We start from the raw sequence: 23,007 nt of genomic DNA on the forward strand, positions 1-23,007 counted from the left end.
TATATTATTTTATTGAAAATGAATTTAATAAATCCAATTTAATTATTGAGATAAATATAGTTTATGAAACCTTTATTGAAGTTGTTCAACAACTTAATTTAGTGCAACTAGAACAGAAGATTAATACGCTTTATGACACAAAAATTAAATCGCTAAAAATTAGTAACTTGTCTACAATAAAACCGATGCATTCAAATGGTTTATTAAATATTTTAAATTAATGTTGTACATATTACTATCCATATTATTATTTTCATTTAATAATGTTTTGTGGAAAAAAAATCTAGAAAAACTACCAGTATCATTTTTGGTTGTGTACCGTGCTTTTTTTACAAGTACTATTGCATTAAGTCTTTTTTTTTATTTTCATAACGAAACAGTTGTAAGTACTCAATTGATTTTACGAATTACAACCGGCTCTGTTTTTGGCGTAATTGGCTTGTTTTCTATGCTTTCTGTAATCCAAAAAGCCTCTTTACAATGGTTGGGTATTTATAATTTATTGGGTATAGTTTTTACTTCCCTGTATTTATGGTTTTTTGAGAAAGTTGTGTTTACGCAATCTATTTTTGGATTGATTTTAATACTTATGGGTTTTATTTTTTATATATACTCCAATAAAGAAGCTCACATAAAAATCACTATAAAACAACATGCCTTATTGCTTTTAATGACAATAAGTTTTTCAATATCTTCATTAGTGCATTGGAAAAATTTAAAAAGTGACATTCCGCCATTATTAATTATTTCCAATCAGGAGATAGTTGTTTTTATTACTGCTTTTATCTTAACTATATTTAAGTTTAAAACAATAAAAATTAAAGAAGTTTGTAAAAATTATTTTTTTAGAGTTGTGCTAATGGCGCTTATTATCTTTCTTGCCTTACTTTTTAGTTTTTTAGGATTGAAAATTACGAATCCTGTTGTTTCAAGTGTCTTGTTTTTGGCAAGTCCGTTAACTACTATCTTATTATCTACGTTTATATTTCGTGAGCAACTTACGGTTAAAAACGGAATGGCAATTTTAATCATTGCTACAGGCGCATTTATTTTACATTATTATTCTGTTTAGAAAAGTAAAGTATTTGTTTTTAATTTTGTATAACACTGTTTTTGTGTATAGTTATTTGGGACAAGACAGACATTTCCTAACTTTTTTTAATTCTACTCTTTTTTACAAGATAATTTAAAAAATATTGACTCATTTTATGAATAGAATTTTAAATTTACTAAGTTTGTATATAGTAACTTTAAAACCAACTGTTTATGAACTTAAAAAACTACTTTACAGTACTCTTTTCTTTTTGTGTCTTTTTTGTTTTTGCCCAACCGCCAGCTTATGTACCTACCAATGGCTTACTTGCTTGGTGGGGTATGACTGATGCAACAGACGCAACAAGTAATGGAAACACATTAACACCTTTTAATTTAACTGCAACAACCGATCGATTTGGAAATGCAAATTCAGCATATTCTTTTAATGGTACTTCGAGTTATTTAACGAGAACGAGTTTCGGGAGCACCTTTACGCAAGCAGGAAATTTTTCAGTCTCTATTTGGATTAAAAAAGCAAATAATACCGCTGGCGTTGCTATTATGAGTGGAAGTACAGCCAGTTTGAATTTCATATGGTTGGTTCAATGTAATGCAACTAAGGCAATTTTTGGAACCAACAAACAACAGTCTGCCTGGTTTTGGACCAATGCAACAACTAATTATGTACTCAATCAATGGGAACATTATGTAGGTGTTTATTCTGGAAATACGATGACGTTTTACAGAAATGGTGTTTTGCAGGGTACTACCACAAACACACATACGAGTGTGAGCCAAGCTGCTCTTCCGTTCTGGGTTGGTCGCGGGGTTTCAGGAGATTATTTTGCGGGTAGTTTGGATGACATTGGTATATGGAACCGAGCAATAACACCCAATGAAGTAGCCATATTATATCAAAGCGCTTTAGGATTGAATGATTTTTCTGCTTCTAAAGCATATGTATTTCCAAACCCGGCTACAACTATGCTTCAATTGGAAGTTGACGCCCAAAACATTGGAAAAACATATCAAATTATTGATGAATTGGGAAGAACGGTAAGCACTCAAACGATTACAGCCACTTCTTCCGAAATTTCAATTGCTACATTGAAGACCGGTATGTATTTCTTAAAAATTGAGGGAGGTTCTCCTGTGAAATTTATAAAGAATTAATTTTTGGTTTAATTTAGATCTATTTCTTTTACAGACGATTTTAGTAGTAGTCTAAATTTATAAAAATAAAAAGACCTCTTATGAAAATATGAGGTCTTTTTATGTTAGTGGAGTCGGAGAGAATCGAACTCTCGTCCAAACAAGCCATCAAAAAGCGTTCTACATGTTTAGTTTTTGTTTAGATTTTCGACAAAATAGCTTGGCCAAAAACAGCCACTATTTGCTTAACTTTATTATTGTCAGAGCGGATTTAAAGTTTTACCATTCCTAGGTTTATTTTTACCATTCCTCTTGATCAACCGCCACAAACCAAGGCTTTTGAGAGAAATCCAGCTTCCCAACCTGGTTGGGACATGGCATTATCGTACTATAATTCGGATTATGCAGCTAAAGCGTAAGTATTTTCGCCGTTTAAAAAGTGTGTATCATTGATATTAACGAGCCAAAAATACAATGCTCGACATGCTTACTAATTAGTGCCACTTGCTGTCAAAACCAGTCGACCCCATATTCATTTGATATTTCAAGTCTTGTATACTATACCTTCAAATCATATGGATGGCAAAATTACAATAAATTTTTCAAGCAGAAAAGTTTTATACTCAAAATCAAAAATGTTATATTTGTAAAGTAATACAAGTAAATTGTGTTAAAAAAATACAAAAAGCCCTAAACCCAAATAAAATGAAATTCGGAATAATTAAAGAAAGGAAAAATCCTCCAGATAGAAGAGTAGTGTTCTCACCTTCAGAACTTTTACTTGTAAAAAAACAGTTTCCAAATGCTGACTTTAAAATAGAATCTTCGGATATAAGAGTATTTACGGATGCCGAATATATAGAAAATGGATTTGAAGTTTCAGAAAATATGGATGATTGTGATGTGTTGCTTGGTGTAAAGGAAGTTCCTGTTGAAGCATTAATACCAAATAAAAAATATTTTTTCTTTTCTCATACGATTAAAAAACAAACTTATAATAGAAAGTTATTGCAAGCGTGTATAGATAAAAATATCGATTTGTACGACCACGAAACAGTAGTTAATGAAAAAAATACGCGATTAATTGGTTTTGGAAGATACGCTGGAATTGTAGGTGCGTATAACGGAATTAGAGCTTTCGGATTAAAATTTGAGCTTTTTTCATTACCAAAAGCAGAAACACTAGCCAATCAAGACGCTTTGATTTCGCAACTTAAGAAACCTTTTTTACCGCCAATAAAAATTGTCTTATCAGGAAAAGGCAAAGTGGCATTTGGTGCCAAGGAAATGTTAGATGGCATGAAAATCAAAGAAGTTTCTGTATCAGACTATTTATCAAAAACGTATACTTATCCTGTATATACAATGATTGATGTTCAAGATTATAATCGTCATCAATCCTGTATTGAATTTAATAAAGCAGAATTTTATTCGAATCCAGAACATTTCACTTCTAATTTTGAACGTTTTACTAAAGTTTCTGATATTTTTATGGCAGGACATTTTTACGGAAATGGTGCTCCAGAAATTTTAACACAAGACATGTTAGCCGCTCCTAATTGTAAAATTAAAGTGGTTGCTGATATTTCTTGTGACATCGACGGTCCAATAGCCTGTACGTTACGCGCCAGTACTATTGCTAATCCAAATTATGGCTATTTACCTAGTGAACATAAAGAAGTAGATATGTTTCATCCAAGTGCAATTGTAGTAATGGCAGTAGATAATTTGCCTTGTGAATTACCAAAAGATGCCAGTGAAGGTTTCGGTCAAATGTTTTTAGAACATGTTATTCCTGCTTTTTTTAATGAAGATGCGTCAGGCGTTTTGAGCAGGGCAAAAATTACTGAAAACGGAAAACTAACTCCGCGATTTGCGTATTTGCAGGATTATTTAAATAACCAAAACTAGTTTATACCGCACTTTTTTATAAGTTCATTAATTAATTTTAACAACTACATTTAATAGTAACTATACAAAAACACAACTATAACGTTTTCGTTAAAAATTAATTCCTGTTTTTATAATTTAATGACATAATATTTTGTTATTTAGCAATTAACTAAACTAAAAACTATTAATATAACAAACTACTTTTATGAACACAGAAAATAAACAAACAAATTACCCAGCTTTATTGACTCTTGTAACGGTATTCTTTTTTTGGGGCTTTGTTGCCGCATCAAATGGAATATTAATTCCTTTTTGTCAAAATCATTTTAAGCTTACAAATTTTGAATCTCAATTACTTGGTTCAGCTTTTTTTGGTGCATATTTTATAGGTTCATTAATTTTATATTTAGGTTCTGCATTTTTAAAATATGATATTGTAAATAAAGTTGGTTATAAAAAAGCCATTATAATTGGATTATTTATTTCTATTGTTGGAGCTCTAATAATGATACCAAGTACAAATGTGAATTCTTTTGGTTTAATGTTATTGTCATTGTTTATTGTTGCTTTAGGTTTTTCACTTCAACAAACCGCAGCTCAACCTTTTGCAATTTCTTTAGGAGATGAAACAACTGGTGCTCATAGGTTGAATTTTGCAGGTGGAATTAATTCATTAGGAACAACTGTTGGACCTATAATTGTAAGTTATTTTTTATTTGGGAGTTTAACTTCTGAAGTAGAACCATCACCATCAAACATAAATACTTTGTATTTAATTTTAGCTGGGGTGTTTTTGTTCGTTGCATTAATATTTACTTTTTCCAAATTGCCTTCTGGAAAAAATGATGAGTCAATTGAGAATTCACCAAATGCCAGTAAAGCCTTAATTGCCATTACTATAGCTATTTTAGGTTTAATATTAATCGGAAATGTGACATCAGTCTCTAAAACAATATTATTGATGCTTTTATTACTATCTATTCTTGGTATTTTAATATATTCAAATAAACTTGCTCTAAAAAATTCGGAAGGTTGGGGTGCAATGAAATATCCTCAATTAGTATATGGTATGATTGCTATTTTTGTTTATGTTGGAGTTGAAGTATCAATTGATAATAATTTTGGCGCTTTATTAAAAACACCAGGTTATTTAACACCAGATGGATTAAACGATGCGCAAATTTCTAAATACATTTCTTTATATTGGGGAAGTTTAATGATTGGAAGATGGATAGGGGCAATAAGTGTTTTTCAATTAAGTAGAATCCCAAAAATAATCGCTACTGTAATCGTACCTTTTATAGCTTTTGGTATTATTTTGTATGCAAACTCGTTAAAAGGTACAGATATTTCAGACTTATATAGTTATTCAATTGTTATTTTAATTGGAATAGTTGCTTTTTTAATGTCAAATGAAAAGCCTGTTAAAACAATGATTTATGTTAGCACATTAGCAATTGTTTCAATGCTAATTGGTACATTTACAACTGGGATAGTTTCTGTTTTCGCATTTATCTCAGGCGGATTGTTTTGCTCTGTTATGTGGCCTTGTATTTTTGCTTTATCAGTTACAGGATTAGGAAAACATACAAGTCAAGGTTCAGCTTTTTTAATTACTATGATTTTAGGAGGTGCTATTATTCCTCCATTCCAAGGAGCAATTGGAGATTCATGGGATATACATTTTTCTTATTTGATTGCTGCTTTTTGTTTTGCTGGATTATTGATTTTAACATTATTAATTAAAAAGTCATTAAAAAATCAAAATATTAATATTGATACCATTGAATCTGAAGGAGGTCATTAAACTTATTCATTTTCAACATAAAAAAAGTCCGCCAGAATTCAAACTCTGACGGACTTTTTTTATTGATATTTTGTAATTTAAATTTTAAATATCCCACCAAAGGCAATCATACTTTGTAAAAACCAAAAGTTTTGTTGGGCTTTGTCTGCTGTACTGTATGTGGTTCTAATATCATTCATTTCAATATAACCCGTTTTTAATTCGGTTTGAATGAAATAATGTTTGAAAAACGTAAAGGTCAATCCCGCTTTTGCTGAAATACCGAATCCGGATAAGTGAAACTCATCGTATCTTTCTTTGTCAAATAATTTTGTATTGGTTTTGGGTAATAAAACGCCAGCACCAAATCCTTCTGATAAATTGATTTGAAATTTATCTGTATTTGGTAAATTAAACCATTTTGAAATGTCATCCACCCGCGTAATTTCAGGATGAATATAATTTAACCCATCTGTATGTTCAAATGTTAAAAATTTGTCGGTAAGTAGCACCTCATTTCCTGGCAAACTTTCATCAAAAGTGCCTTCATTTGGATAATTTCCAGTGTAACTTACTATTTTATCTTGATACATTACATACTTCATATGATCCCATCCTATTGAAATATTGTAATGGTCATTAAAAAAATAACCCATTCTAAAATTAGTTTGAGGAATTGTCATTCTTGAAGGATTTATAAAATCTATATGATACCCTTTTGGTCTGTCGTGCGCCGTTACGTCATTTAATGTAAAATCGTAATCAGCACCTGTAAATCGAATATCTGAAGTAGAGTAGTAGGCTCTGTTACCTCCCCAGTAAAAAAAGAATTTTCCTTTATTATGTGCGGTATATTTTTCTTTTTGAATAGGTAAATCAACTAAGTTTTCAGTTTGTGCAAAACTTGTTATCGTAAGTAAAGCAATAACAAGCGTTAAAATTTTTTTCATTTGGGGATTTTGTATGGTGTATTAAAATTTGTTTATAGTTTGTCTGATGGCAACTAACTTGGTCATTAAACCTTCAAAATAGTCTAAATGCAACATGTTTGCACCATCACTTTTAGCATTTGCTGGATCAAAATGGGTTTCAATAAAAATTCCATCTACACCTGTTACAATTCCTGCTTTGGCGATAGTTTCAATCATATCTGGTCGTCCTCCAGTTACACCACTAGTTTGATTGGGCTGTTGTAAAGAATGCGTTACATCTAAAACAGTAGTCCCAAATTCTTTCATAGTTGGAATACCTCTAAAATCTACAATCATATCTTGATAACCAAACATGGTACCTCTATCGGTAATCATAAAGTTATCGTTACCACAATCTTTTACTTTTTGAGCTGCGTGTTTCATGCTTTCCGGACTCATAAATTGTCCTTTTTTTAAATTTACTGTTTTACCTGTTTTAGCAGCAGCTACAACTAAATCCGTTTGACGAACTAAAAATGCAGGAATTTGCAAGATATCCACATAAGCAGCCGCCATTGCAGCATCTTCGTTGGTATGAATATCCGTGACAGTAGGTACACCAAATTCTTTTGAAACTTTTTCAAGTATTTTTAATGCTTTTTCATCACCAATACCAGAAAAACTATCAATTCTTGAACGATTTGCTTTTTTGAAACTTCCTTTGAAAACAAATGGAATTTGTAAATTATCTGTAATAGCAACTAATTTTTCAGCTATTCGTAACGCCATTTCTTCGCCTTCAATGGCGCAAGGTCCAGCTAAAACGAAAAAATTACCGCTTTTTGTATGTTTAATTTGTGGAATATGATCTAAGTTCATGTTGTTGAATTTTAAGGTGCAAAGATAACAAAGGTTCGCGTTTTAGTTACCAGAAGTTTCACTTTTTTTAATTATGAATCCTTTTGGACACATTATTTTGCCTTTTTCAAAAGTATTGATGTATATTTTTTTATTGGATGCTTTTCCGTCTAAATAGATTTCATATAAAACTAAAGTTCCAGCTCCCATCTTATTGTGTTTAGAAGGAAACGGACAACATGTTTCTAAAAGTTGATAGGTTACTTTTTCGCCGTTTGCACCCGTAAAGCTATTAAAAAAACGATTCACGTTTTGGTTGTTGCTGTTTTCATACGTAGAAAAACCTAAATTTATTGGATAAAATTCACTGTATCCGTATTGCAAATCGGTGGTTGTTTCCAGTAATTCAAATTGTCCTGCAACAATTTTAGGTAATACAGCTGTGTCATCTATATTTTGAATGGTGTTTTTTGTACTTACACATGACACGCAAAGTACAAGAATGAAACTAAGTATGATTAACTTTCTCATAATTATTTATTTTTAGTTTTTACAAGTAATGCTGCTAAAGCTGCAAATATGATACCAAAAGATAGTGTTCCAAAAGTTGCAAAAATCATATATGTGGTTATATCAAACATAGCTTGTGCATTTTCTAGTTTCATCCCTTTAGAAACGGAATAGTTAATCATGTTTGTAAAAAAATCAGGATTCACATACTTTAATGAAAAATATAAAGCAAAGGGTGTTAAAATCATCGCGAAAATAGCTAAAATTACACCAGAAAGGAACCCTTGTTGCCATGACATTATGCCATTAAAAAAGTTTTTTTTCTTATCAAATAAAAAAAGAATGTAAATTCCGAATATTAATATAAATACTAAATTTGTAAATACAGGATGATTGGCAATGTTTGTATCATGAAAACCTAAATATTTTTCTAATTGAAACCACATAATTCCTAAAAAAGTGTAGTATATTGCCCACTTAAATTCTATTTTAAATTTATTCATTTTTTGTATCTTTGAAAAACGGTTTAAAATACTCCGACAGCAAACAGCTGTTTAGATTTTAAATACTACTTATTTTCTTAAAAATAGTAGCGCTTAAAATCGGAAACAAATATAGTAATTCATTAAATACAATTTAACAAATTATGGAAGTAATTCAAGGTACTTGGCACTGGGCTATTTCTGGTTTTTTAATCGGACTAATTATGTTGGTTTTAACCTATTTTGGTAAAACGTTCGGCATGTCTTCCAACCTAAGAACCATTTGTAGTATTTCATTTCCAAAGAAAAAAATTGAGTATTTTAATTTTGATTGGAAGGAACAAAAATGGAACTTATCTATTGCCTTGGGTGCAATAGTTGGGGGCTTTATTGCTTCATATTTTTTAATGGATGCTACAAGTGTACTTCAAATAAATCCGAAAACAATTGCCAGTTTACAACAATTAAATATTGATGTTCCTAATGGTAAATTAGGTCCTGACACTTTATTTAGTCTAGAAAATGCATTTACATTAAAAGGATTTTTTGTTTTGCTATTTGGTGGATTTTTAATTGGCTTTGGTACGCCTTATGCAGGTGGTTGTACCTCTGGTCACGCTATTTCTGGGTTGAGTAATTTACAAATACCTTCTTTAATTGCAGTGATTGGCTTTTTTCTGGGCGGATTAATTTCTGCACATTTTTTAATCCCTTTAATTTTTGGTTCCTTATGAAGTTAGTAAAATTTTTTATTGTAGGTGTCGTTTTTGGAATAGTATTAACCAAAGCAGAAGCGGTTTCTTGGTACAGAATTTATGAAATGTTTATGTTTCAAAGTTTTCATATGTATGGTATTATTGGAACCGCAATTTTTGTAGGTGTAACAGGAATTTATCTAATAAAAAAGAAAGAAATTCAAGGTTTTAAAGGAGCAGAAATAAAAATTCAGGATAAATATTTTTCGTATTCCAGATATATTATTGGTGGTACGATGTTTGGACTGGGATGGGGATTAGTAGGCTGTTGTCCGGGACCTATTTTTATTTTAATCGGAAATGGTGTCTTGTCAATTTGCGTCGTATTGTTAGGAGCTCTATTAGGTACTTATATATATGGAATTTTGAAAAATAAATTGCCTCATTAATTTTTTGTTAAAGTGATACTTATCAGGTTTTTATCGTTATACTTTTTGTAAATTTACGATATAAAATAAAAAACAATGAAAACTATAGTCCATATACAAAACTTGAAATGTGGCGGTTGTGCCAATGCGATTTCAAAAAAATTAAATGCTTTAGATGATGTTTCCGAAGTTAGTATAGAAGTGGAAGATAATTCCGTTACTTTTGAATATTCTGCAGCGCATACTTTAGAGATAGTAAAGAATACGTTAGCTGAAATAGGTTATCCCGAAGATGGTGAAGCGAATTCGTTAACATCAAAAGCCAAATCTTATGTAAGTTGTGCTTTTGGAAAAATAACATCTTAAAACAAAAAATCGACCAATTGGTCGATTTTTTTTATATGATTTCAGCACTTAAACCTGCATCTTGTAAGGAAGCACATTGTGGCTTTAGTTTTGGTAATTCTCCTGTTTTTACAGTACATTGTCCTTTATAGTGCACTAAAATGGCACATTGTTCCGCTTGTTCCCAAGTATGATTACAAATTTTCACTAAAGATTCAATAACGTGATCAAACGTATTTACATCATCGTTATATAAAACAATTTCGTTGTTATTACCAACGGCTTCTTCAACTAATACTTCGTCTAATGTTTCTGTTAATGTGCTCATAATTATTCTATTAATTTTTAAAAACACATAGCCACATAGAATTATTTTCTACTGAGTAGCTTTGCTATAAATAGTTCACATAGAAACTAAGTTTTATATAACTATGTACCTATGTGGTTCCACAAAATTATTAATTTTTACTATATTTCAAACCTAACCAATTGTTTCTTTCTTTTTTCGATTCAAAAGTCAGACCTAATTTTTCACAACATTCATTGATAGCTTCAAAATCTTCTGTATAAAATCCGCTTAATAATAAAACGGCATTATCATTCATACAGTTTACATAAGTCGCCATATCGTTTAATAATATGTTTCTGTTGATGTTGGCAATAAACACATCGTATTTCTGACCGTCATTTAACCAAGATGCATCGCCTTCGTATACGGATATGTGTTTGCAAGTATTACGTTCAGCATTTTCAATGGAGTTTAAATAACACCAATTATCGATATCCACAGCATCAATTGGATGCGCGCCTTTCATTTCAGCTAAAATGGCTAAAATGGCTGTTCCGCAACCCATATCAATGGTTTTTTTGTTGGTAACGTCTAAATCTAATAGATGTTGAATCATCATATGTGTCGTTTCGTGATGACCTGTTCCAAAACTCATTTTTGGCTCAATTACGATTTCATATTTGGCATTTGTTGCTGGATGAAATGGTGCACGAACGTGACAAATTCCGTCCACATCAATAGGAGAGAAGTTTTTTTCCCATTCTTCGTTCCAATTTACGGGCTCAATTTCATTGTTTGTGTAAGAAATTTTGAAATTTTCATTCGAAAGAATTTCAATCTCGTTTAAAATATTTTCAGACCAAACGTCTTTTTGAACGTAAGCCGAAACACCTTCTTCGGTTTCTTCAAAACTTTCAAAAGCGGTATCTTCTAATTGAGCAATTAATATTTGTGAACCCAGTTCTATAGGTTCAATTGTAAAATGGTATGCGATGTAGGTGTTAGCCATTTGGATATATTTAAAACTTGTATTTTCTTACATTCCTTTTATTCCAGATGGTTTATATTATACCATATAAGCAATGTAAGGGAATAGAAGCTTGTTTATTTTAATTAATATAATTTCGGAAACTTGCTCGTATTTGCTTCGTGCATCATTTCGTACACTTTTTCAAAAACATCTTCAGTACTTGGTTTAGAAAAATAATCACCATCCGTTCCGTAACTTGGGCGGTGTGCTTTAGCGGTTAAGGTTTGTGGTGCGCTATCTAAATGTTGGTACGCGTTTTGATTTTCGATAATTTCTTGTAAAATGAAGGCACTTGCTCCACCAGGAACGTCTTCGTCAATTACTAATAAACGGTTAGTTTTAGCTACTGATTTTACTATATCGTGCGAAATATCAAAAGGTAATAAACTTTGAATATCAATAATTTCCGCATCAATTCCGTTTTCTAATAATTCTTTTGCGGCTTGTTCTACAATTCTTAACGTAGAACCGTATGAAACTAATGTAATATCTTTTCCTTCTTTGATGGTTTCTACCACACCAATTGGCGTTTGAAATTCCCCTAAGTTGGTTGGCATTTTTTCTTTTAAACGGTAGCCATTTAAACATTCAATTACTAAAGCAGGTTCATCTGTTTTTAATAAGGTATTATAAAATCCTGCAGCTTTGGTCATATTTCTTGGTACCAAAACGTGAATTCCTCGAATGGCGTTAATAATCATCCCCATTGGCGAACCAGAATGCCAAATACCTTCTAAACGGTGTCCGCGTGTTCTAATAATTAAAGGTGCTTTTTGACGACCATGTGTTCTGTATTGAAGTGTGGCCAAATCGTCACTCATAATCTGAATGGCGTATAACAAATAATCTAAATACTGAATTTCAGCAATCGGTCGTAAACCGCGCATAGCCATTCCGATACCTTGACCTAAAATAGTCGCTTCACGAATTCCAGCATCTGAAACACGCATTTCTCCGTATTTTTCTTGCATCCCTTCTAAACCTTGGTTTACATCCCCAATATTTCCAGCATCTTCACCAAATACCAACGTTTCTGGATACGTTGTGAAAATTTTATCGAAGTTATCTCTTAACACTAAACGTGCATCTACTTCTTCAGCGGTTTCATCGTAAATTGGTTTAACCTCAGTAGTTGAAGTACTATTTTGATTGGATTCTGAATGTAAATGCGAACTGTATTTAGGTTGAATACGCGCAATAAAATTTGAAATATAAGTCGCTAAAGTCGCTCTATCAGAACCGGAAAGCATACGTAGCACTTTTCTGGCAACTACCAACAAATCTTTTCTAATTGGTTCTTTTATCGCCGCGATATCATTCGCATATTTTTCAATAAAAACTTTATTTTCAGAGTTTTGTGCGACTTGATTAAGAATAGCAACAGTTGCCGCTTGGTCTTCTTTGATAGCAGATAAATAATTTGCCCAAGCCGTTTTTTTACCTTCTAAAACTTCTTTTTTAGATGCTTTTTCAATATCGTCTAATTCATCTAAAGTAGCAATATTGTTTTCAATCATCCATTTTTTCATTTGTGCATTACAGTCAAATTCTATTTCCCAAGCCAAACGATCCGCATTTTTGTATCGCTCGTGTGAACCTGAAGTAGAATGGCCTTGCGGTTGTGTCAATTCGTTTACGTGAATTAAAACAGGAACGTGCTCAGTTCTAGCAATTTCAGAGGCTTTTTGATACGTGTCAACTAACGCTGGATAATCCCAACCTTTCACACGGAAAATTTCGTACCCGTTGTTTGCGTCATCACGTTGTAATCCTTTTAATATTTCGGATATATTTTCTTTTGTAGTTTGATACTTGGCATGAACAGAAATTCCGTATTCGTCATCCCAAATACTCATTACCATTGGCACTTGTAAAACTCCAGCAGCATTTATGGTTTCAAAAAACAACCCCTCTGAAGTAGAAGCATTTCCAATTGTTCCCCAAGCCACTTCGTTTCCTTGTATTGAAAAATTATTTTCTGCAGGAATTTCAGTTACATTTCTATATATTTTTGATGCTTGTGCCAAACCTAATAAACGAGGCATTTGCCCAGCAGTAGGTGAGATGTCAGCACTTGAATTTTTTTGTTGGGTTAAATTTTTCCAATTTCCGTTTTCATCTAAGGAATGTGTAGCAAAATGCCCACCCATTTGACGACCCGCACTCATCGGATCAAAATTAATATCGGCATGCCCATATAATCCTGCAAAAAACTGAACAATTGATAATTCACCAATAGCCATCATAAACGTTTGGTCACGGTAATATCCTGAACGAAAATCACCATTTTGGAAGGCTTTGGCTAAGGCCAATTGTGGCACTTCTTTACCATCTCCAAAGATACCAAACTTAGCTTTTCCTGTTAGTACTTCTTTTCGTCCCAAAAGACTACATTCACGACTAACAGTTGCGATTTTGAAATCATGTAAAACTTCTTTTTTGAAATCTTCAAAAGATAATACGTCGGCAGTTTTAGTTTTGCTCATAATAATACATTGCTATGTTACAAATTTAAACAAAAAAACGAAATGGAACTACGTGCGTGTTATTTTTATGAATAATGAATAGAAATATTGATGTTTGGTTGTAAAAAACGTATTTTTATTTCAATATATTAAGTATTATTTACGAATAATGCATAAAAATCATAATATAAGAAATCAAATTTTATAGAAAATTAAATAAATTTAAAACCATCTCCTTGTAAATAAAGAGGTTAATGTTTTTGGGCTCAGAGTAATGATGAATCGAATTCTTTCGCCATAATTTTTATCGTTAAGTTCAAATCCATTAGAGGAATAAACAGGTAAATACAATTCGAAATAATCTTGAACTAAATTTAAACGAAGCCCACTATCGTAGATATATTGCGGTTTGTATCCTTCGTTTTTAAATGTTCCAACATCGCCATACATTTCTATCCAATCCCAAATCGTGAAACTAGCATTTGCAGATAGAATATATTGGTTGGCAAAACGAGTCGCAAATTTTGATTTAAATGCGCCTTCAGCATTTACAAATTGCCGACTAAATAAACCCGTACTTTCACTACGTCCAATTAAGGCATAATCAAATAAATAGTCGGAAGGTCTATCAATTCCAAAGCTAAAAAAATCGTTAGAGGTATCGTTATGAGTGAAAAAACCAGCAAAGGCTCTTAAATTGATAAATCTGTTATTTTCAAAAAGTTTACGATATTGCATTTGCCCAGATATTTTTCCAAAACGATTTGAAATTTGTAAATCGGTTCCGTAAGAAAATTGCTCTATTAATTCGCTGTTAGCATAACCGTAACGTACATTAAACACGGAATAATTTTCTGAATTTTTTGTAGAAACAAAATTCGATTTTTCTCTGTTTACGTATACCTGTCGTATTAATAAGCCTTCACCTTGGTTTTTTCTAAAATTTGGATGTCTAAATCTGAAATTTACACTTGGTGTAATTTTAGTATAAAAGGCATCAGGCGCATAGTGTAAACGGGTTCCTGAAACAGCATATCGGGTATTAAAGTGAGTACTGTTGCGGTTAATATCGTTAAAACTGAATCCAGCACCTCCAGCAAGTGTTCCCGTTTTAGAAGAAAAATTTGGCGAAATATCGTAATTAAATGGTCTGTCAATTACCGATTTGTTATTGAAATTCATACCCAATAATAAGCCGTCATACAAGTTAAATTCGGTAGTGGGTACAAAAAACACTTGGTTGTATTTTGGATTTTCAATGTCTTTAAAAAAGGTAAATCGAATTTTTCTGTTACCTAAAAACCGGTTATTTAATTTGTATGAATTGTTATTGTTGTTTAATTCTGGAATTTCATATGTATCGTTTAAAATTAACTTGGTGATACTGTCATTTTTTATTGAAAATTTAAAAATATCTGAATGATTTTCTATCCAATTTTTTCTGACTAAATTATTTTTATGATATCCTGAAATAGAAATTGGCACTTTAGCATCACCTACATTTTTTATCACTACTTCTATAGAATCATTTACTTTTTTGGCGTGAATAATTTTGTAGTCAATTTTATTTCTGGAATAAATTAATTCCTTAAAAAACCAATTTAAATCTTGTTTAGAATTGTTTTCTAAAATTGATTTAAAATTTTGATTATCAGTATATTTGAATTTATTTAATTCTATATATTGTTTAATTGATTTTTCTACATAATTTTCTCCTAAATAAGCATTCAAATAATGAAGCGAAAGCCCAGATTTAAACTTTCCTGCTATTCTTTCATTGAATTTTATTTGGGTATTTTTATCTGTTCCGACAGGTTGATCAATATTTTTTCGCGCCATCAATAAATAATTATAAATGAATTGTTCTGTAAAATTCATAGAAATTATCTTGTACTTTTTTAGTATTTTAAATCGAGCTAATTTTCCAAAAGCTTTAGTTTCGGGATACATTTCGTCGATGTATTTTTTAAGGTAATAATGCTGAATGCCTTCTAAAATCCAATGGTCTTTTCTGAAATTAATTTTCAAATTCGCCATTAAATAATTATTTAAATAGGTTTTTAAGAATTTCAATTCAAATACAAAATCATCATTGAACGGTGATATGAAAGAAGGTAATTCATTTAAGCCATAAAACGCTTCTCGATCATAGTCTTCTTGCGAAACCATTATTTTGTTTTGTTCTGATTTACCTAAATTTTCTGTAACATAATTTGAAATTTTTTCAATTATTTGATTTCTTTGGTATGTAGTTAAATCAACAGATTTTAGATTGCTTATAATCGTTATTCCTTTATTCTTAATGGTTTCGTAGCTGTTTTTCTTTTCTAATACAATTGCAAAATTGGTACGAGAACTTCCAGTTAGTTTCGAAGTAGTATCAGATGTTTTTTCAACTTCTAAATCAGAATTGATAAAAAAGTTATCGTGTTGAAATTTAATATTATATGAAGTGAATTCTGTAGTTAAATCATCACTATTTTCTTCGCTTTGATGTTCGGAATGAAATCTAGAAAGCGTTAAAAAGCAGTTTCTTAAATACAATTTGTTTTCAGAATAGCCAAACTTTGTGAATTTAGAGTTTGGCAGCGTTATTTCGTAACTTATTTTAATAGTTGTAAATTCTCCTGTTACCAATGGTTTTTCGAGAGGAATGATAACAATATCGATTTGATTTGGTTTTCTGAAATACGATAACGACTTTTTATTTGCATCAGTAATTTCAATTATATTGGTTCCTCCACGTTCTTTATTACTGGAAAGGTGATAACTTCTATTAAATTCATCCGAAAACTTTTTAGCTAATGCAGAACTTTTACTAGAAAATGCATGATTCCAATCATTTAAGGTAATTTCGGTAAGCGATTTAGTTGAAGTGTTTTTAATCGTAATTTCTTCAAAAACAGCAATTTTCTTTCCGTTTTCAAGGAGTTTCGCTTCAATAGTAATCTCATTTTGGGAGTACGATTGTAGCGCAAACAAAATAAACAATACGATTCTAATTTTTGTCATCTTTATCTTTAAAGTAGTCAATATTACTAAAAAAAAGGAAATAATCATAAGAAAACACGTTAATTATGACTAATTTTGTATAACTTTTCAAATGAAAATAAAATGAAAATAAAATTATTTTTATTACTTCTGATTTCCAATATTGCTTTTTCTCAAGTCGTAATTAATGAAATAGATCCTGATACCCCTTCTACAGATCAAAAAGAATTTATTGAATTAAAATCCGCTACTGCTAATTTTTCTTTAAATGGTTATGTATTAGTTTTTTTTAATGCTTCAAGTACAAGTCCTTATGCAGGAACGTTAAGTTATAACGCAATTGATTTAGATGGGTATACTACAGATGTAAATGGAAATTTTTTAGTAGGTAATGTTTTGCTTACTCCAACGCCTGCCTTGTCTATGTTAGATGCTACGCTTCAAAACGGACCCGATGCTATTGCATTGTATCAAGCAAATGATACCGATTTTCCTTTAAATACTCCTGCAACAGCCACGGGTTTGGTTCACGCTATTGCGTATTCAAATAACGCTTCTACACAACCAACCGCATTAATGACTATTTTAAATGTAACGGTTTGTGTAAACGAAAACGCCACTTCAAATGCGGCCAATCATTCAATTCAAAGAAAAGTTGATGGTACGTATGAAGTAAAAGCACCCACACCAGGAATGAATAATGATGGTTCAGGAATTGTTTTAAACTATATGACTACCACTTTTAATGCGAATACGTATACTGAAGGTCAAACCGTTACTATTACATTTACTACAGATACGCCAGTAACCGCAACTACTACTTTTTCTATTTCTTTAAATAATGGAAATTTTAATTCTGCAGATTATACTTTTGATACTACTAATATTGTAACCATTCCTTCTGGTGCTACTTCAGTTACAAAAACAATTACTTTAATTGATGATACTTTGGAAGAAGGCGATGAAGAATTTATCCTTTTTATTTCTGGTTTACCCGTAAATGTGGTTTCAAGTAATAATTCGATTGTAAGACGTGTGGCAGATACGGATTTCCAGATATTAAATTTTGGCACGCCTTTGGCACCTACTTACAACACGGTTTCAAGTACTGCACCAGCAGGTTATTATGCATCTTTAGAAGGATTGTCTGGTGCAGCATTAAAACAAGCCGTGCAAAATATAATTGCGAATCCGTCTGTGGTACGATTACATAGTTATGCAGACATTTGGGAAATTTTAAAAACTTCGGATCAAAATCCTTTGAATAGTGGGCAAATATGGGAAATTTACTTGGAACAACCCATGTCTAAAATAGACCAACAACAAGGTTCGAGTATTGTAGGTAAATGGAATAGAGAGCATATTTTTTGTCAATCGAGAGGTGGTTTTGTAGTAGCTAATAATGATTCGGCAGATGGAATTGGAGTTTGGACTTCTACGAGTGCCGCTGCAACTGTTGATGGTGTTTCAGATGCACATCATATTAGAGCGGTTAACGGACAAGAAAATTCATCCAGAAATAATAAAAACTACGGAACTGTTAATTCAGCTACAGTATATGCCGGAGCAACGGGTACACAAGGTTCTTGGCGTGGTGATGTAGCAAGAGCTTGCTTTTATATGGCAGTTCGTTTTAACGGTTTAAATGTGGTAAATGGCGATCCAAGTGAATATAATGGAGCAAATCCTTCCGGGAATATAGGTGATTTAGCTACTTTATTGACTTGGAACCTTTCGGATCCGAGAGACGATTTTGAAATGAATAGAAACAATTATATTCAAACGTGGCAATACAACAGAAATCCATTTATAGATTATCCGTTATTGGCGAATTATATTTTTGGTTCGCAATACGGACAACCTTGGTTTGCGACATTGGCTTCAGAAAGTTTTGACACTACAGATGTAAAGGTATATCCAAATCCAGCAACAGAACATATTTTTGTTTCGGGTATTACGAATCTTTCTAAAGTTGAAATTTTCTCTGTGTTGGGAACAAAAGTTTTTGAAAAAACAGTTAATGAAGACCAAATAATTCCAATTTATTTTCAAGCAGGAATGTATTTTGTTAAAATTAACACAAATGATAAACAAATCATAAAAAAAATAATCGTGAAATAACGTAAAATTGTTTCATTATCAATATTTTTGTAAAAAATAACAACTCAATATAATTTATACAATGAAAGTAACAATAGTAGGTGCAGGAAATGTAGGTGCATCATGTGCTGACGTAATTTCTTACAGAGGAATTGCAAGTGAAGTAGTTTTATTAGACATTAAAGAAGGATTTGCTGAAGGAAAAGCGATGGACATTATGCAATGTGCTACGACTACAGGATTTAATACGCAAGTATCAGGTGTAACAAATGATTATTCAAAAACAGCTAATTCAGATGTAGTAGTAATTACTTCTGGAATTCCAAGAAAACCAGGTATGACTCGTGAAGAGTTAATTGGTATCAATGCTGGAATTGTAAAATCTGTAGCAGAAAACATTTTAAAATTTTCACCTAATACCATTATCGTAGTAGTGTCTAATCCTATGGATACAATGACGTATTTGACTTTAAAAGCTACAGGTTTACCAAAAAACAGAATTATTGGAATGGGTGGTGCTTTAGATAGCTCTCGTTTCAAATATTATTTATCAAAAGCATTAAACAAACCAGCTAACGACGTACAAGGTATGGTTATTGGTGGTCACGGTGACACTACTATGATTCCTTTAACACGTTTGGCTTCTTATAATGGTGCGCCAGTGTCTAATTATTTATCTCAAGAAGCATTGGATAAAGTTGCGGCTGACACTATGGTAGGTGGTGCTACATTAACTGGTTTATTAGGTACTTCAGCTTGGTATGCTCCAGGAGCTTCTGTGGCATATTTAGTAGATTCTATCTTAAATAACCAAAATAAAATGATTGCTTGTTCTGTTTTATTAGAAGGTGAATACGGTCAATCAGATATTTGTTTAGGTGTACCCTGTATTATTGGTAAAAACGGAGTACAAGAAATTGTTGACGTACAATTAAACGACGCTGAAAAAGCTATTTTTGCAAAATCAGCAGAAGCGGTACGCGCTATGAATGGCGACTTAAAAGCGGTTTTATCATAAACCCTTTTTAACTATATATAAAGCCTGTAGGAATTTCTTACAGGCTTTTTTTGTTTGAATAGGAACGCAGATTTGGCAGATTTTCTTTGCGTTCTTTGCGAAAAACCTTGCGAACTTTGCGGTTAAACTTTCAAACCCCTTTTCTCTTTATAATACGCTTTTGTAGCAATATATAGCGTTTTATCTAATTCCGCGAAAACAGTACCGTTTTTATCCGTAATATGAAGGGTTTTCGTATAATCTATTTCGTTTTTAGCTTGTACTTTTTCTATGATTTCGTTAATTTCTGTAGTTGTAAATTCAAACGTTGCAAAGGCGTGTTCATACGCTGGGCGTTTAAATTTGATATCGGTTTTTTTATCCCAAACCACATAGTCTTTTCCTAAAATTTGCATCAATTGTATCATATATATTGGATCGGTTGCGGCAAACAAACTGCCACCAAATATGGAACCTACATAATTTCTATTTTTGTATGATAAAGGAATTTTGATTTTTACCACATGTAAATCTTCAGAAGCAAAAATAATTTTCCCGCAACTTCTTTTATACATGGGTGACAGGTTAAAACCAACTTTAAAAAGAGTCGCCTTTTTAAAATATCGATTTAAAAAAGTAAAAAGCGTTTCGTACATATTAAACCGTTAGTTTTTTTATAATTTCTGCAACAGGTAAAATGGCGTGCGTGTTTTCAATACTTGGTCCTGCCACCCAAACCGTTTTATAGGTGACTTCAGTTGCGGCTTTTTCTGTAGCTTTCATACCAATGTAAAAACGAATCATTTTTACCCATTTTTTTAAACTTTTGTTTTTGTTTAAAACTTGTTCTAACCAAGTGGTTTTTGTACCTACTTTTTGAACATAAGGTGTATTTATTACCGAACAAGGAGTGCCTGAAATACGTTCGGTCATTATAATGTCTTTAGCGCCATAATCTACACAAGCTTGTTTGTATTCTTGCGAAACGCCAGCTTCTGTTGAAGCAATAAACGGACTTCCAACAGAAACGCCAATTGCACCATAAGCAAGCATTTTGTCTATATCCGATTTTTTACTTACACCACCAGCGGAAATAACGGGTAGGGAAGTGCCTTCGTTTAATTGTTTGATTAATGCTTCAGGTGAAAGATTTCCTCTGTGTCCTCCTGCTTCATTATTTACAGCTACTAATGCATCTGCACCTAAACGTTCCACTTTTTTGGCGAAGCTTAAATCAGTAACATCACAAAATACTTTTATACCTACTTGGTGCGCTTGATTAATTGTTTCTTCTGGTGAACCTAATGAAGTTAAAATAAAATCCACTTTTTCTTCACATAAAACATGTAATTGCTCTTTGTATTTAAGGTTCGATTTATTCACAATTAAATTAAATCCAAAGCTGCCGCCTTCTTCTTTTGCGTTTTTTAGTTCTATAATCGCGCTTCGTAGTTCTTCTAATGTTCTATAATTTAAGGCTGGAATACAACCTGCTACACCGCTTTTCATGCCTTCAATAACCATTTTAGTATTGGAAACCAAAAACATAGGCGCCATGATAATAGGGTGTTTTATATTTAAAATTTCAGTTAATTGAGGTTTTGACATGATTGGAAAATTTATTCAAATATACTAAAAAATAATAGGCGTGCATATAAAAAGTGCAGTTCTGTAAACTACAAAGTCTATTATCTTTAGTCTTTAATCTAAAATTTATTTCTTTGGATCGTAGCGACGCGTGACAGCGTTGAACTTATATTTATTTATTTGAGTTTTTGTAGATAAATGTACTTCGAAATCTTTCGTTAAAGTAAATTCAAACCCTTCTCTTCTTGTTTTATCAACCGTTTGCGAGGCTGTTTTGTTTTTATCTAAAAATTCGATTTCTGTAATTTGACTTACCGTTTGAATGTTTCCTAAGATTTTTAGTTTGGTGGTAGATAATTCCCAAATTTCATTCGAAGTGATTAATGCGTTTTCTTTTTTTAATTTGGTTTCAGTCAAAATATTTTCAGTATAACTAAAGTGATATAATTTTACATTACCAACAGTAAACGATTTGATTTTAAAATTAGTTGGAAGTTGTGCTTTGTCTTTTGCAGTAATTTCTTTAAGGATAATGGTTTCCTTTTTTCCAGCATTGTCAAGTAATATCGCTAATTTTTGTTTGCTGCCCTCGGTAATAATTTCGGCTTTTAAGTTTTCAAAAGTGGCTAAAGCTGTGGGAGTTGCTTTTACAGGTGTTTTAGGTTTTTGACCGAAACTAACAGTAGTTAATAGTAGTAGTAAAGTAAGTAGTACGTTTTTCATTTTGAAAATTTTTAAGATTTTGGAGTTACCAAAGTACAAAATAATTTTCATAAAAAAAACCGGTAAGAATTTTCTTACCGGTTTTAATTTATATTTTAAAAAGAATTAGTCTTTTTGAGATTGAACTGCTAAGTTATAAATAACTAAACCAAATCCAATTTTGTTGATAGCATCAGCAATGTTGTATGCAATATCAATATTTCCTGAAGGAATCATTGAGTTGTACCATCCTGTTGTTCCCATCATGTATCCTAAAGGATAGATAGCCCAACCTACTAATACGAACCAGCATAAGATTTTGTGAGCAGCTAATACGTTTCCGCCAGCAGCTTTTGCTAATTTAGAAGCAGATCCTAACCATATTTCGTAAACAATTACAAAATACGCTAATCCTGAAATTCCACCCCATAAAGCAGCTGAATCTTTGTAAACCGTTTCACCTAAGTACCCAGTTACTAACATAACTACTGATAAACCGATCATTTTCCATAATAAATCTGTTTTTGCACCTGCAACTTTTAAGATTAGGAAAAACTCTAAACACATTAACGGCACTGTTAAAACCCAGTCAACGTATCTAAAAAATGTTGGAGATTGTCCAACTTCAGCCCAATATTCTTTCATGTAGAAGTAGTGAACTGCAGCAATAAATGTTATTAATCCAGAAACCAGAACAGATGTACGCCATTTTTTATCAAATTGATTTAATGATAAAAAGAAAAAAGCAGAA

At 31.7% G+C, this 23,007-nt stretch carries 22 protein-coding genes and 1 other RNA gene; 10 read left to right on the forward strand and 13 right to left on the reverse strand.

Annotation, left to right across the window (positions count from 1 at the left end; genetic code table 11):
- The 3 genes from ACIQ16_RS09395 to ACIQ16_RS09405 form a co-directional block, all read left to right on the forward strand.
- Positions 1-221, forward strand: a 221-nt coding sequence (locus ACIQ16_RS09395; RefSeq protein ID WP_396150900.1) for a hypothetical protein, incomplete at its 5' end; no start/stop codon positions are given.
- Positions 221-1,072, forward strand: a complete 852-nt coding sequence (locus tag ACIQ16_RS09400) for an EamA family transporter (RefSeq protein WP_396150902.1) — start codon at positions 221-223, stop codon at positions 1,070-1,072. The genes ACIQ16_RS09395 and ACIQ16_RS09400, both read left to right, overlap by 1 nt.
- 194 nt (positions 1,073-1,266) lie before the next feature.
- On the forward strand, positions 1,267-2,208 hold the full coding sequence (locus tag ACIQ16_RS09405; RefSeq protein ID WP_396150904.1) for a LamG-like jellyroll fold domain-containing protein: 942 nt from the start codon (positions 1,267-1,269) through the stop codon (positions 2,206-2,208).
- Positions 2,209-2,313: 105 nt separating this feature from the next.
- On the opposite strand, the gene ssrA is transcribed toward ACIQ16_RS09405, so the two are convergent.
- Positions 2,314-2,715: a transfer-messenger RNA gene (gene ssrA / locus ACIQ16_RS09410) on the reverse strand.
- 177 nt (positions 2,716-2,892) lie between these two features.
- Here ssrA and ACIQ16_RS09415 point away from each other — a divergent pair.
- Both ACIQ16_RS09415 and ACIQ16_RS09420 read left to right on the forward strand, forming a co-directional pair.
- Positions 2,893-4,098 (forward strand): NAD(P)-dependent oxidoreductase, encoded by a 1,206-nt coding sequence (locus tag ACIQ16_RS09415; protein ID WP_396150906.1) that lies wholly within the window; start codon positions 2,893-2,895, stop codon positions 4,096-4,098.
- 187 nt (positions 4,099-4,285) lie between these two features.
- On the forward strand, positions 4,286-5,887 hold the full coding sequence (locus ACIQ16_RS09420) for an MFS transporter (protein WP_396150908.1): 1,602 nt from the start codon (positions 4,286-4,288) through the stop codon (positions 5,885-5,887).
- Positions 5,888-5,964: 77 nt separating this feature from the next.
- Here the strand turns inward: ACIQ16_RS09420 and ACIQ16_RS09425 are convergent, their stop codons facing one another.
- From ACIQ16_RS09425 to ACIQ16_RS09440, 4 genes are read right to left on the reverse strand one after another with little or no spacing between them, the layout of a single operon-like run.
- The gene (locus tag ACIQ16_RS09425) at positions 5,965-6,816 is read right to left on the reverse strand and encodes a hypothetical protein (RefSeq protein WP_396150910.1); all 852 of its coding nucleotides are present in this window, start codon (positions 6,814-6,816) and stop codon (positions 5,965-5,967) included.
- Between the two features lie 21 nt (positions 6,817-6,837).
- Positions 6,838-7,656 (reverse strand): 3-deoxy-8-phosphooctulonate synthase, encoded by an 819-nt coding sequence (gene kdsA, locus ACIQ16_RS09430; RefSeq protein WP_396150912.1) that lies wholly within the window; start codon positions 7,654-7,656, stop codon positions 6,838-6,840.
- Positions 7,657-7,698: 42 nt separating this feature from the next.
- The gene (locus tag ACIQ16_RS09435; protein ID WP_396150914.1) at positions 7,699-8,166 is read right to left on the reverse strand and encodes a 2-dehydro-3-deoxyphosphooctonate aldolase; all 468 of its coding nucleotides are present in this window, start codon (positions 8,164-8,166) and stop codon (positions 7,699-7,701) included.
- A 2-nt stretch (positions 8,167-8,168) separates the two neighbouring features.
- Positions 8,169-8,648: a DUF4199 domain-containing protein gene (locus ACIQ16_RS09440; protein WP_396150916.1), complete on the reverse strand. Its 480-nt coding sequence runs from the start codon at positions 8,646-8,648 to the stop codon at positions 8,169-8,171.
- 143 nt (positions 8,649-8,791) lie between these two features.
- Here ACIQ16_RS09440 and ACIQ16_RS09445 point away from each other — a divergent pair, with 143 nt between their 5' ends.
- From ACIQ16_RS09445 to ACIQ16_RS09455, 3 genes are all read left to right on the forward strand, one after another.
- The gene (locus ACIQ16_RS09445; protein ID WP_396150918.1) at positions 8,792-9,361 is read left to right on the forward strand and encodes a YeeE/YedE family protein; all 570 of its coding nucleotides are present in this window, start codon (positions 8,792-8,794) and stop codon (positions 9,359-9,361) included.
- A complete protein-coding gene (locus tag ACIQ16_RS09450; RefSeq protein ID WP_396150922.1) occupies positions 9,358-9,771 on the forward strand; it encodes a DUF6691 family protein in 414 nt (137 codons plus the stop codon). The genes ACIQ16_RS09445 and ACIQ16_RS09450 overlap by 4 nt, the downstream gene beginning before the upstream one ends.
- 75 nt (positions 9,772-9,846) lie before the next feature.
- Complete coding sequence (locus tag ACIQ16_RS09455; RefSeq protein WP_396150924.1) at positions 9,847-10,116, forward strand: heavy-metal-associated domain-containing protein; 270 nt, start codon at positions 9,847-9,849, stop codon at positions 10,114-10,116.
- A 31-nt stretch (positions 10,117-10,147) separates the two neighbouring features.
- Here ACIQ16_RS09455 and ACIQ16_RS09460 read toward each other — a convergent pair whose 3' ends face one another.
- The 4 genes from ACIQ16_RS09460 to ACIQ16_RS09475 form a co-directional block, all read right to left on the reverse strand.
- Positions 10,148-10,423, reverse strand: coding sequence for an ATP-dependent Clp protease adaptor ClpS (locus ACIQ16_RS09460; protein WP_396150926.1), 276 nt, complete (start codon positions 10,421-10,423; stop codon positions 10,148-10,150).
- 130 nt (positions 10,424-10,553) lie between these two features.
- Complete coding sequence (gene prmA, locus ACIQ16_RS09465) at positions 10,554-11,393, reverse strand: 50S ribosomal protein L11 methyltransferase (RefSeq protein WP_396150928.1); 840 nt, start codon at positions 11,391-11,393, stop codon at positions 10,554-10,556.
- 104 nt (positions 11,394-11,497) lie between these two features.
- On the reverse strand, positions 11,498-13,900 hold the full coding sequence (locus tag ACIQ16_RS09470) for a thiamine pyrophosphate-dependent enzyme (protein WP_396150931.1): 2,403 nt from the start codon (positions 13,898-13,900) through the stop codon (positions 11,498-11,500).
- A 201-nt stretch (positions 13,901-14,101) separates the two neighbouring features.
- Positions 14,102-16,891 carry an aminopeptidase gene (locus ACIQ16_RS09475; protein WP_396150933.1) on the reverse strand — a complete coding sequence of 930 codons (2,790 nt, stop codon included), beginning with the start codon at positions 16,889-16,891 and terminating at the stop codon, positions 14,102-14,104.
- A gap of 102 nt (positions 16,892-16,993) precedes the next feature.
- Between ACIQ16_RS09475 and ACIQ16_RS09480 the strand changes: the two genes are divergently transcribed.
- Together ACIQ16_RS09480 and ACIQ16_RS09485 are read left to right on the forward strand one after the other, a co-directional pair.
- A complete protein-coding gene (locus tag ACIQ16_RS09480) occupies positions 16,994-18,991 on the forward strand; it encodes an endonuclease (protein ID WP_396150936.1) in 1,998 nt (665 codons plus the stop codon).
- 61 nt (positions 18,992-19,052) lie between these two features.
- A complete protein-coding gene (locus ACIQ16_RS09485) occupies positions 19,053-19,988 on the forward strand; it encodes a malate dehydrogenase (protein ID WP_396150939.1) in 936 nt (311 codons plus the stop codon).
- A gap of 122 nt (positions 19,989-20,110) precedes the next feature.
- Here ACIQ16_RS09485 and ACIQ16_RS09490 read toward each other — a convergent pair whose 3' ends face one another.
- The 4 genes from ACIQ16_RS09490 to ACIQ16_RS09505 all read right to left on the reverse strand — a co-directional run.
- The gene (locus ACIQ16_RS09490; RefSeq protein ID WP_396150941.1) at positions 20,111-20,623 is read right to left on the reverse strand and encodes a DUF4442 domain-containing protein; all 513 of its coding nucleotides are present in this window, start codon (positions 20,621-20,623) and stop codon (positions 20,111-20,113) included.
- 1 nt (position 20,624) lies between these two features.
- Positions 20,625-21,575 (reverse strand): NAD(P)H-dependent flavin oxidoreductase, encoded by a 951-nt coding sequence (locus ACIQ16_RS09495; RefSeq protein WP_396150943.1) that lies wholly within the window; start codon positions 21,573-21,575, stop codon positions 20,625-20,627.
- A 105-nt stretch (positions 21,576-21,680) separates the two neighbouring features.
- The gene (locus ACIQ16_RS09500) at positions 21,681-22,277 is read right to left on the reverse strand and encodes a hypothetical protein (protein ID WP_396150945.1); all 597 of its coding nucleotides are present in this window, start codon (positions 22,275-22,277) and stop codon (positions 21,681-21,683) included.
- A 105-nt stretch (positions 22,278-22,382) separates the two neighbouring features.
- On the reverse strand, positions 22,383-23,007 hold a 625-nt coding region (locus ACIQ16_RS09505), incomplete at its 5' end, for a bacteriorhodopsin (RefSeq protein WP_396150948.1).

This window comes from Flavobacterium sp. (assembly GCF_044360715.1).
Taxonomy (GTDB): domain Bacteria; phylum Bacteroidota; class Bacteroidia; order Flavobacteriales; family Flavobacteriaceae; genus Flavobacterium.

What these genes read in the sequence shown, in the direction of transcription:
- ACIQ16_RS09400 (WP_396150902.1), top strand. Translation starts at nt 221, where the DNA reads ATGTTGTACATATTACTATCCATATTATTATTTTCATTTAATAATGTT.
- ACIQ16_RS09405 (WP_396150904.1), top strand. Translation starts at nt 1,267, where the DNA reads ATGAACTTAAAAAACTACTTTACAGTACTCTTTTCTTTTTGTGTCTTT.
- ACIQ16_RS09415 (WP_396150906.1), top strand. Translation starts at nt 2,893, where the DNA reads ATGAAATTCGGAATAATTAAAGAAAGGAAAAATCCTCCAGATAGAAGA.
- ACIQ16_RS09420 (WP_396150908.1), top strand. Translation starts at nt 4,286, where the DNA reads ATGAACACAGAAAATAAACAAACAAATTACCCAGCTTTATTGACTCTT.
- ACIQ16_RS09425 (WP_396150910.1), bottom strand. Translation starts at nt 6,816, where the DNA reads ATGAAAAAAATTTTAACGCTTGTTATTGCTTTACTTACGATAACAAGT.
- kdsA (WP_396150912.1), bottom strand. Translation starts at nt 7,656, where the DNA reads ATGAACTTAGATCATATTCCACAAATTAAACATACAAAAAGCGGTAAT.
- ACIQ16_RS09435 (WP_396150914.1), bottom strand. Translation starts at nt 8,166, where the DNA reads ATGAGAAAGTTAATCATACTTAGTTTCATTCTTGTACTTTGCGTGTCA.
- ACIQ16_RS09440 (WP_396150916.1), bottom strand. Translation starts at nt 8,648, where the DNA reads ATGAATAAATTTAAAATAGAATTTAAGTGGGCAATATACTACACTTTT.
- ACIQ16_RS09445 (WP_396150918.1), top strand. Translation starts at nt 8,792, where the DNA reads ATGGAAGTAATTCAAGGTACTTGGCACTGGGCTATTTCTGGTTTTTTA.
- ACIQ16_RS09450 (WP_396150922.1), top strand. Translation starts at nt 9,358, where the DNA reads ATGAAGTTAGTAAAATTTTTTATTGTAGGTGTCGTTTTTGGAATAGTA.
- ACIQ16_RS09455 (WP_396150924.1), top strand. Translation starts at nt 9,847, where the DNA reads ATGAAAACTATAGTCCATATACAAAACTTGAAATGTGGCGGTTGTGCC.
- ACIQ16_RS09460 (WP_396150926.1), bottom strand. Translation starts at nt 10,423, where the DNA reads ATGAGCACATTAACAGAAACATTAGACGAAGTATTAGTTGAAGAAGCC.
- prmA (WP_396150928.1), bottom strand. Translation starts at nt 11,393, where the DNA reads ATGGCTAACACCTACATCGCATACCATTTTACAATTGAACCTATAGAA.
- ACIQ16_RS09470 (WP_396150931.1), bottom strand. Translation starts at nt 13,900, where the DNA reads ATGAGCAAAACTAAAACTGCCGACGTATTATCTTTTGAAGATTTCAAA.
- ACIQ16_RS09475 (WP_396150933.1), bottom strand. Translation starts at nt 16,891, where the DNA reads ATGACAAAAATTAGAATCGTATTGTTTATTTTGTTTGCGCTACAATCG.
- ACIQ16_RS09480 (WP_396150936.1), top strand. Translation starts at nt 16,994, where the DNA reads ATGAAAATAAAATTATTTTTATTACTTCTGATTTCCAATATTGCTTTT.
- ACIQ16_RS09485 (WP_396150939.1), top strand. Translation starts at nt 19,053, where the DNA reads ATGAAAGTAACAATAGTAGGTGCAGGAAATGTAGGTGCATCATGTGCT.
- ACIQ16_RS09490 (WP_396150941.1), bottom strand. Translation starts at nt 20,623, where the DNA reads ATGTACGAAACGCTTTTTACTTTTTTAAATCGATATTTTAAAAAGGCG.
- ACIQ16_RS09495 (WP_396150943.1), bottom strand. Translation starts at nt 21,575, where the DNA reads ATGTCAAAACCTCAATTAACTGAAATTTTAAATATAAAACACCCTATT.
- ACIQ16_RS09500 (WP_396150945.1), bottom strand. Translation starts at nt 22,277, where the DNA reads ATGAAAAACGTACTACTTACTTTACTACTACTATTAACTACTGTTAGT.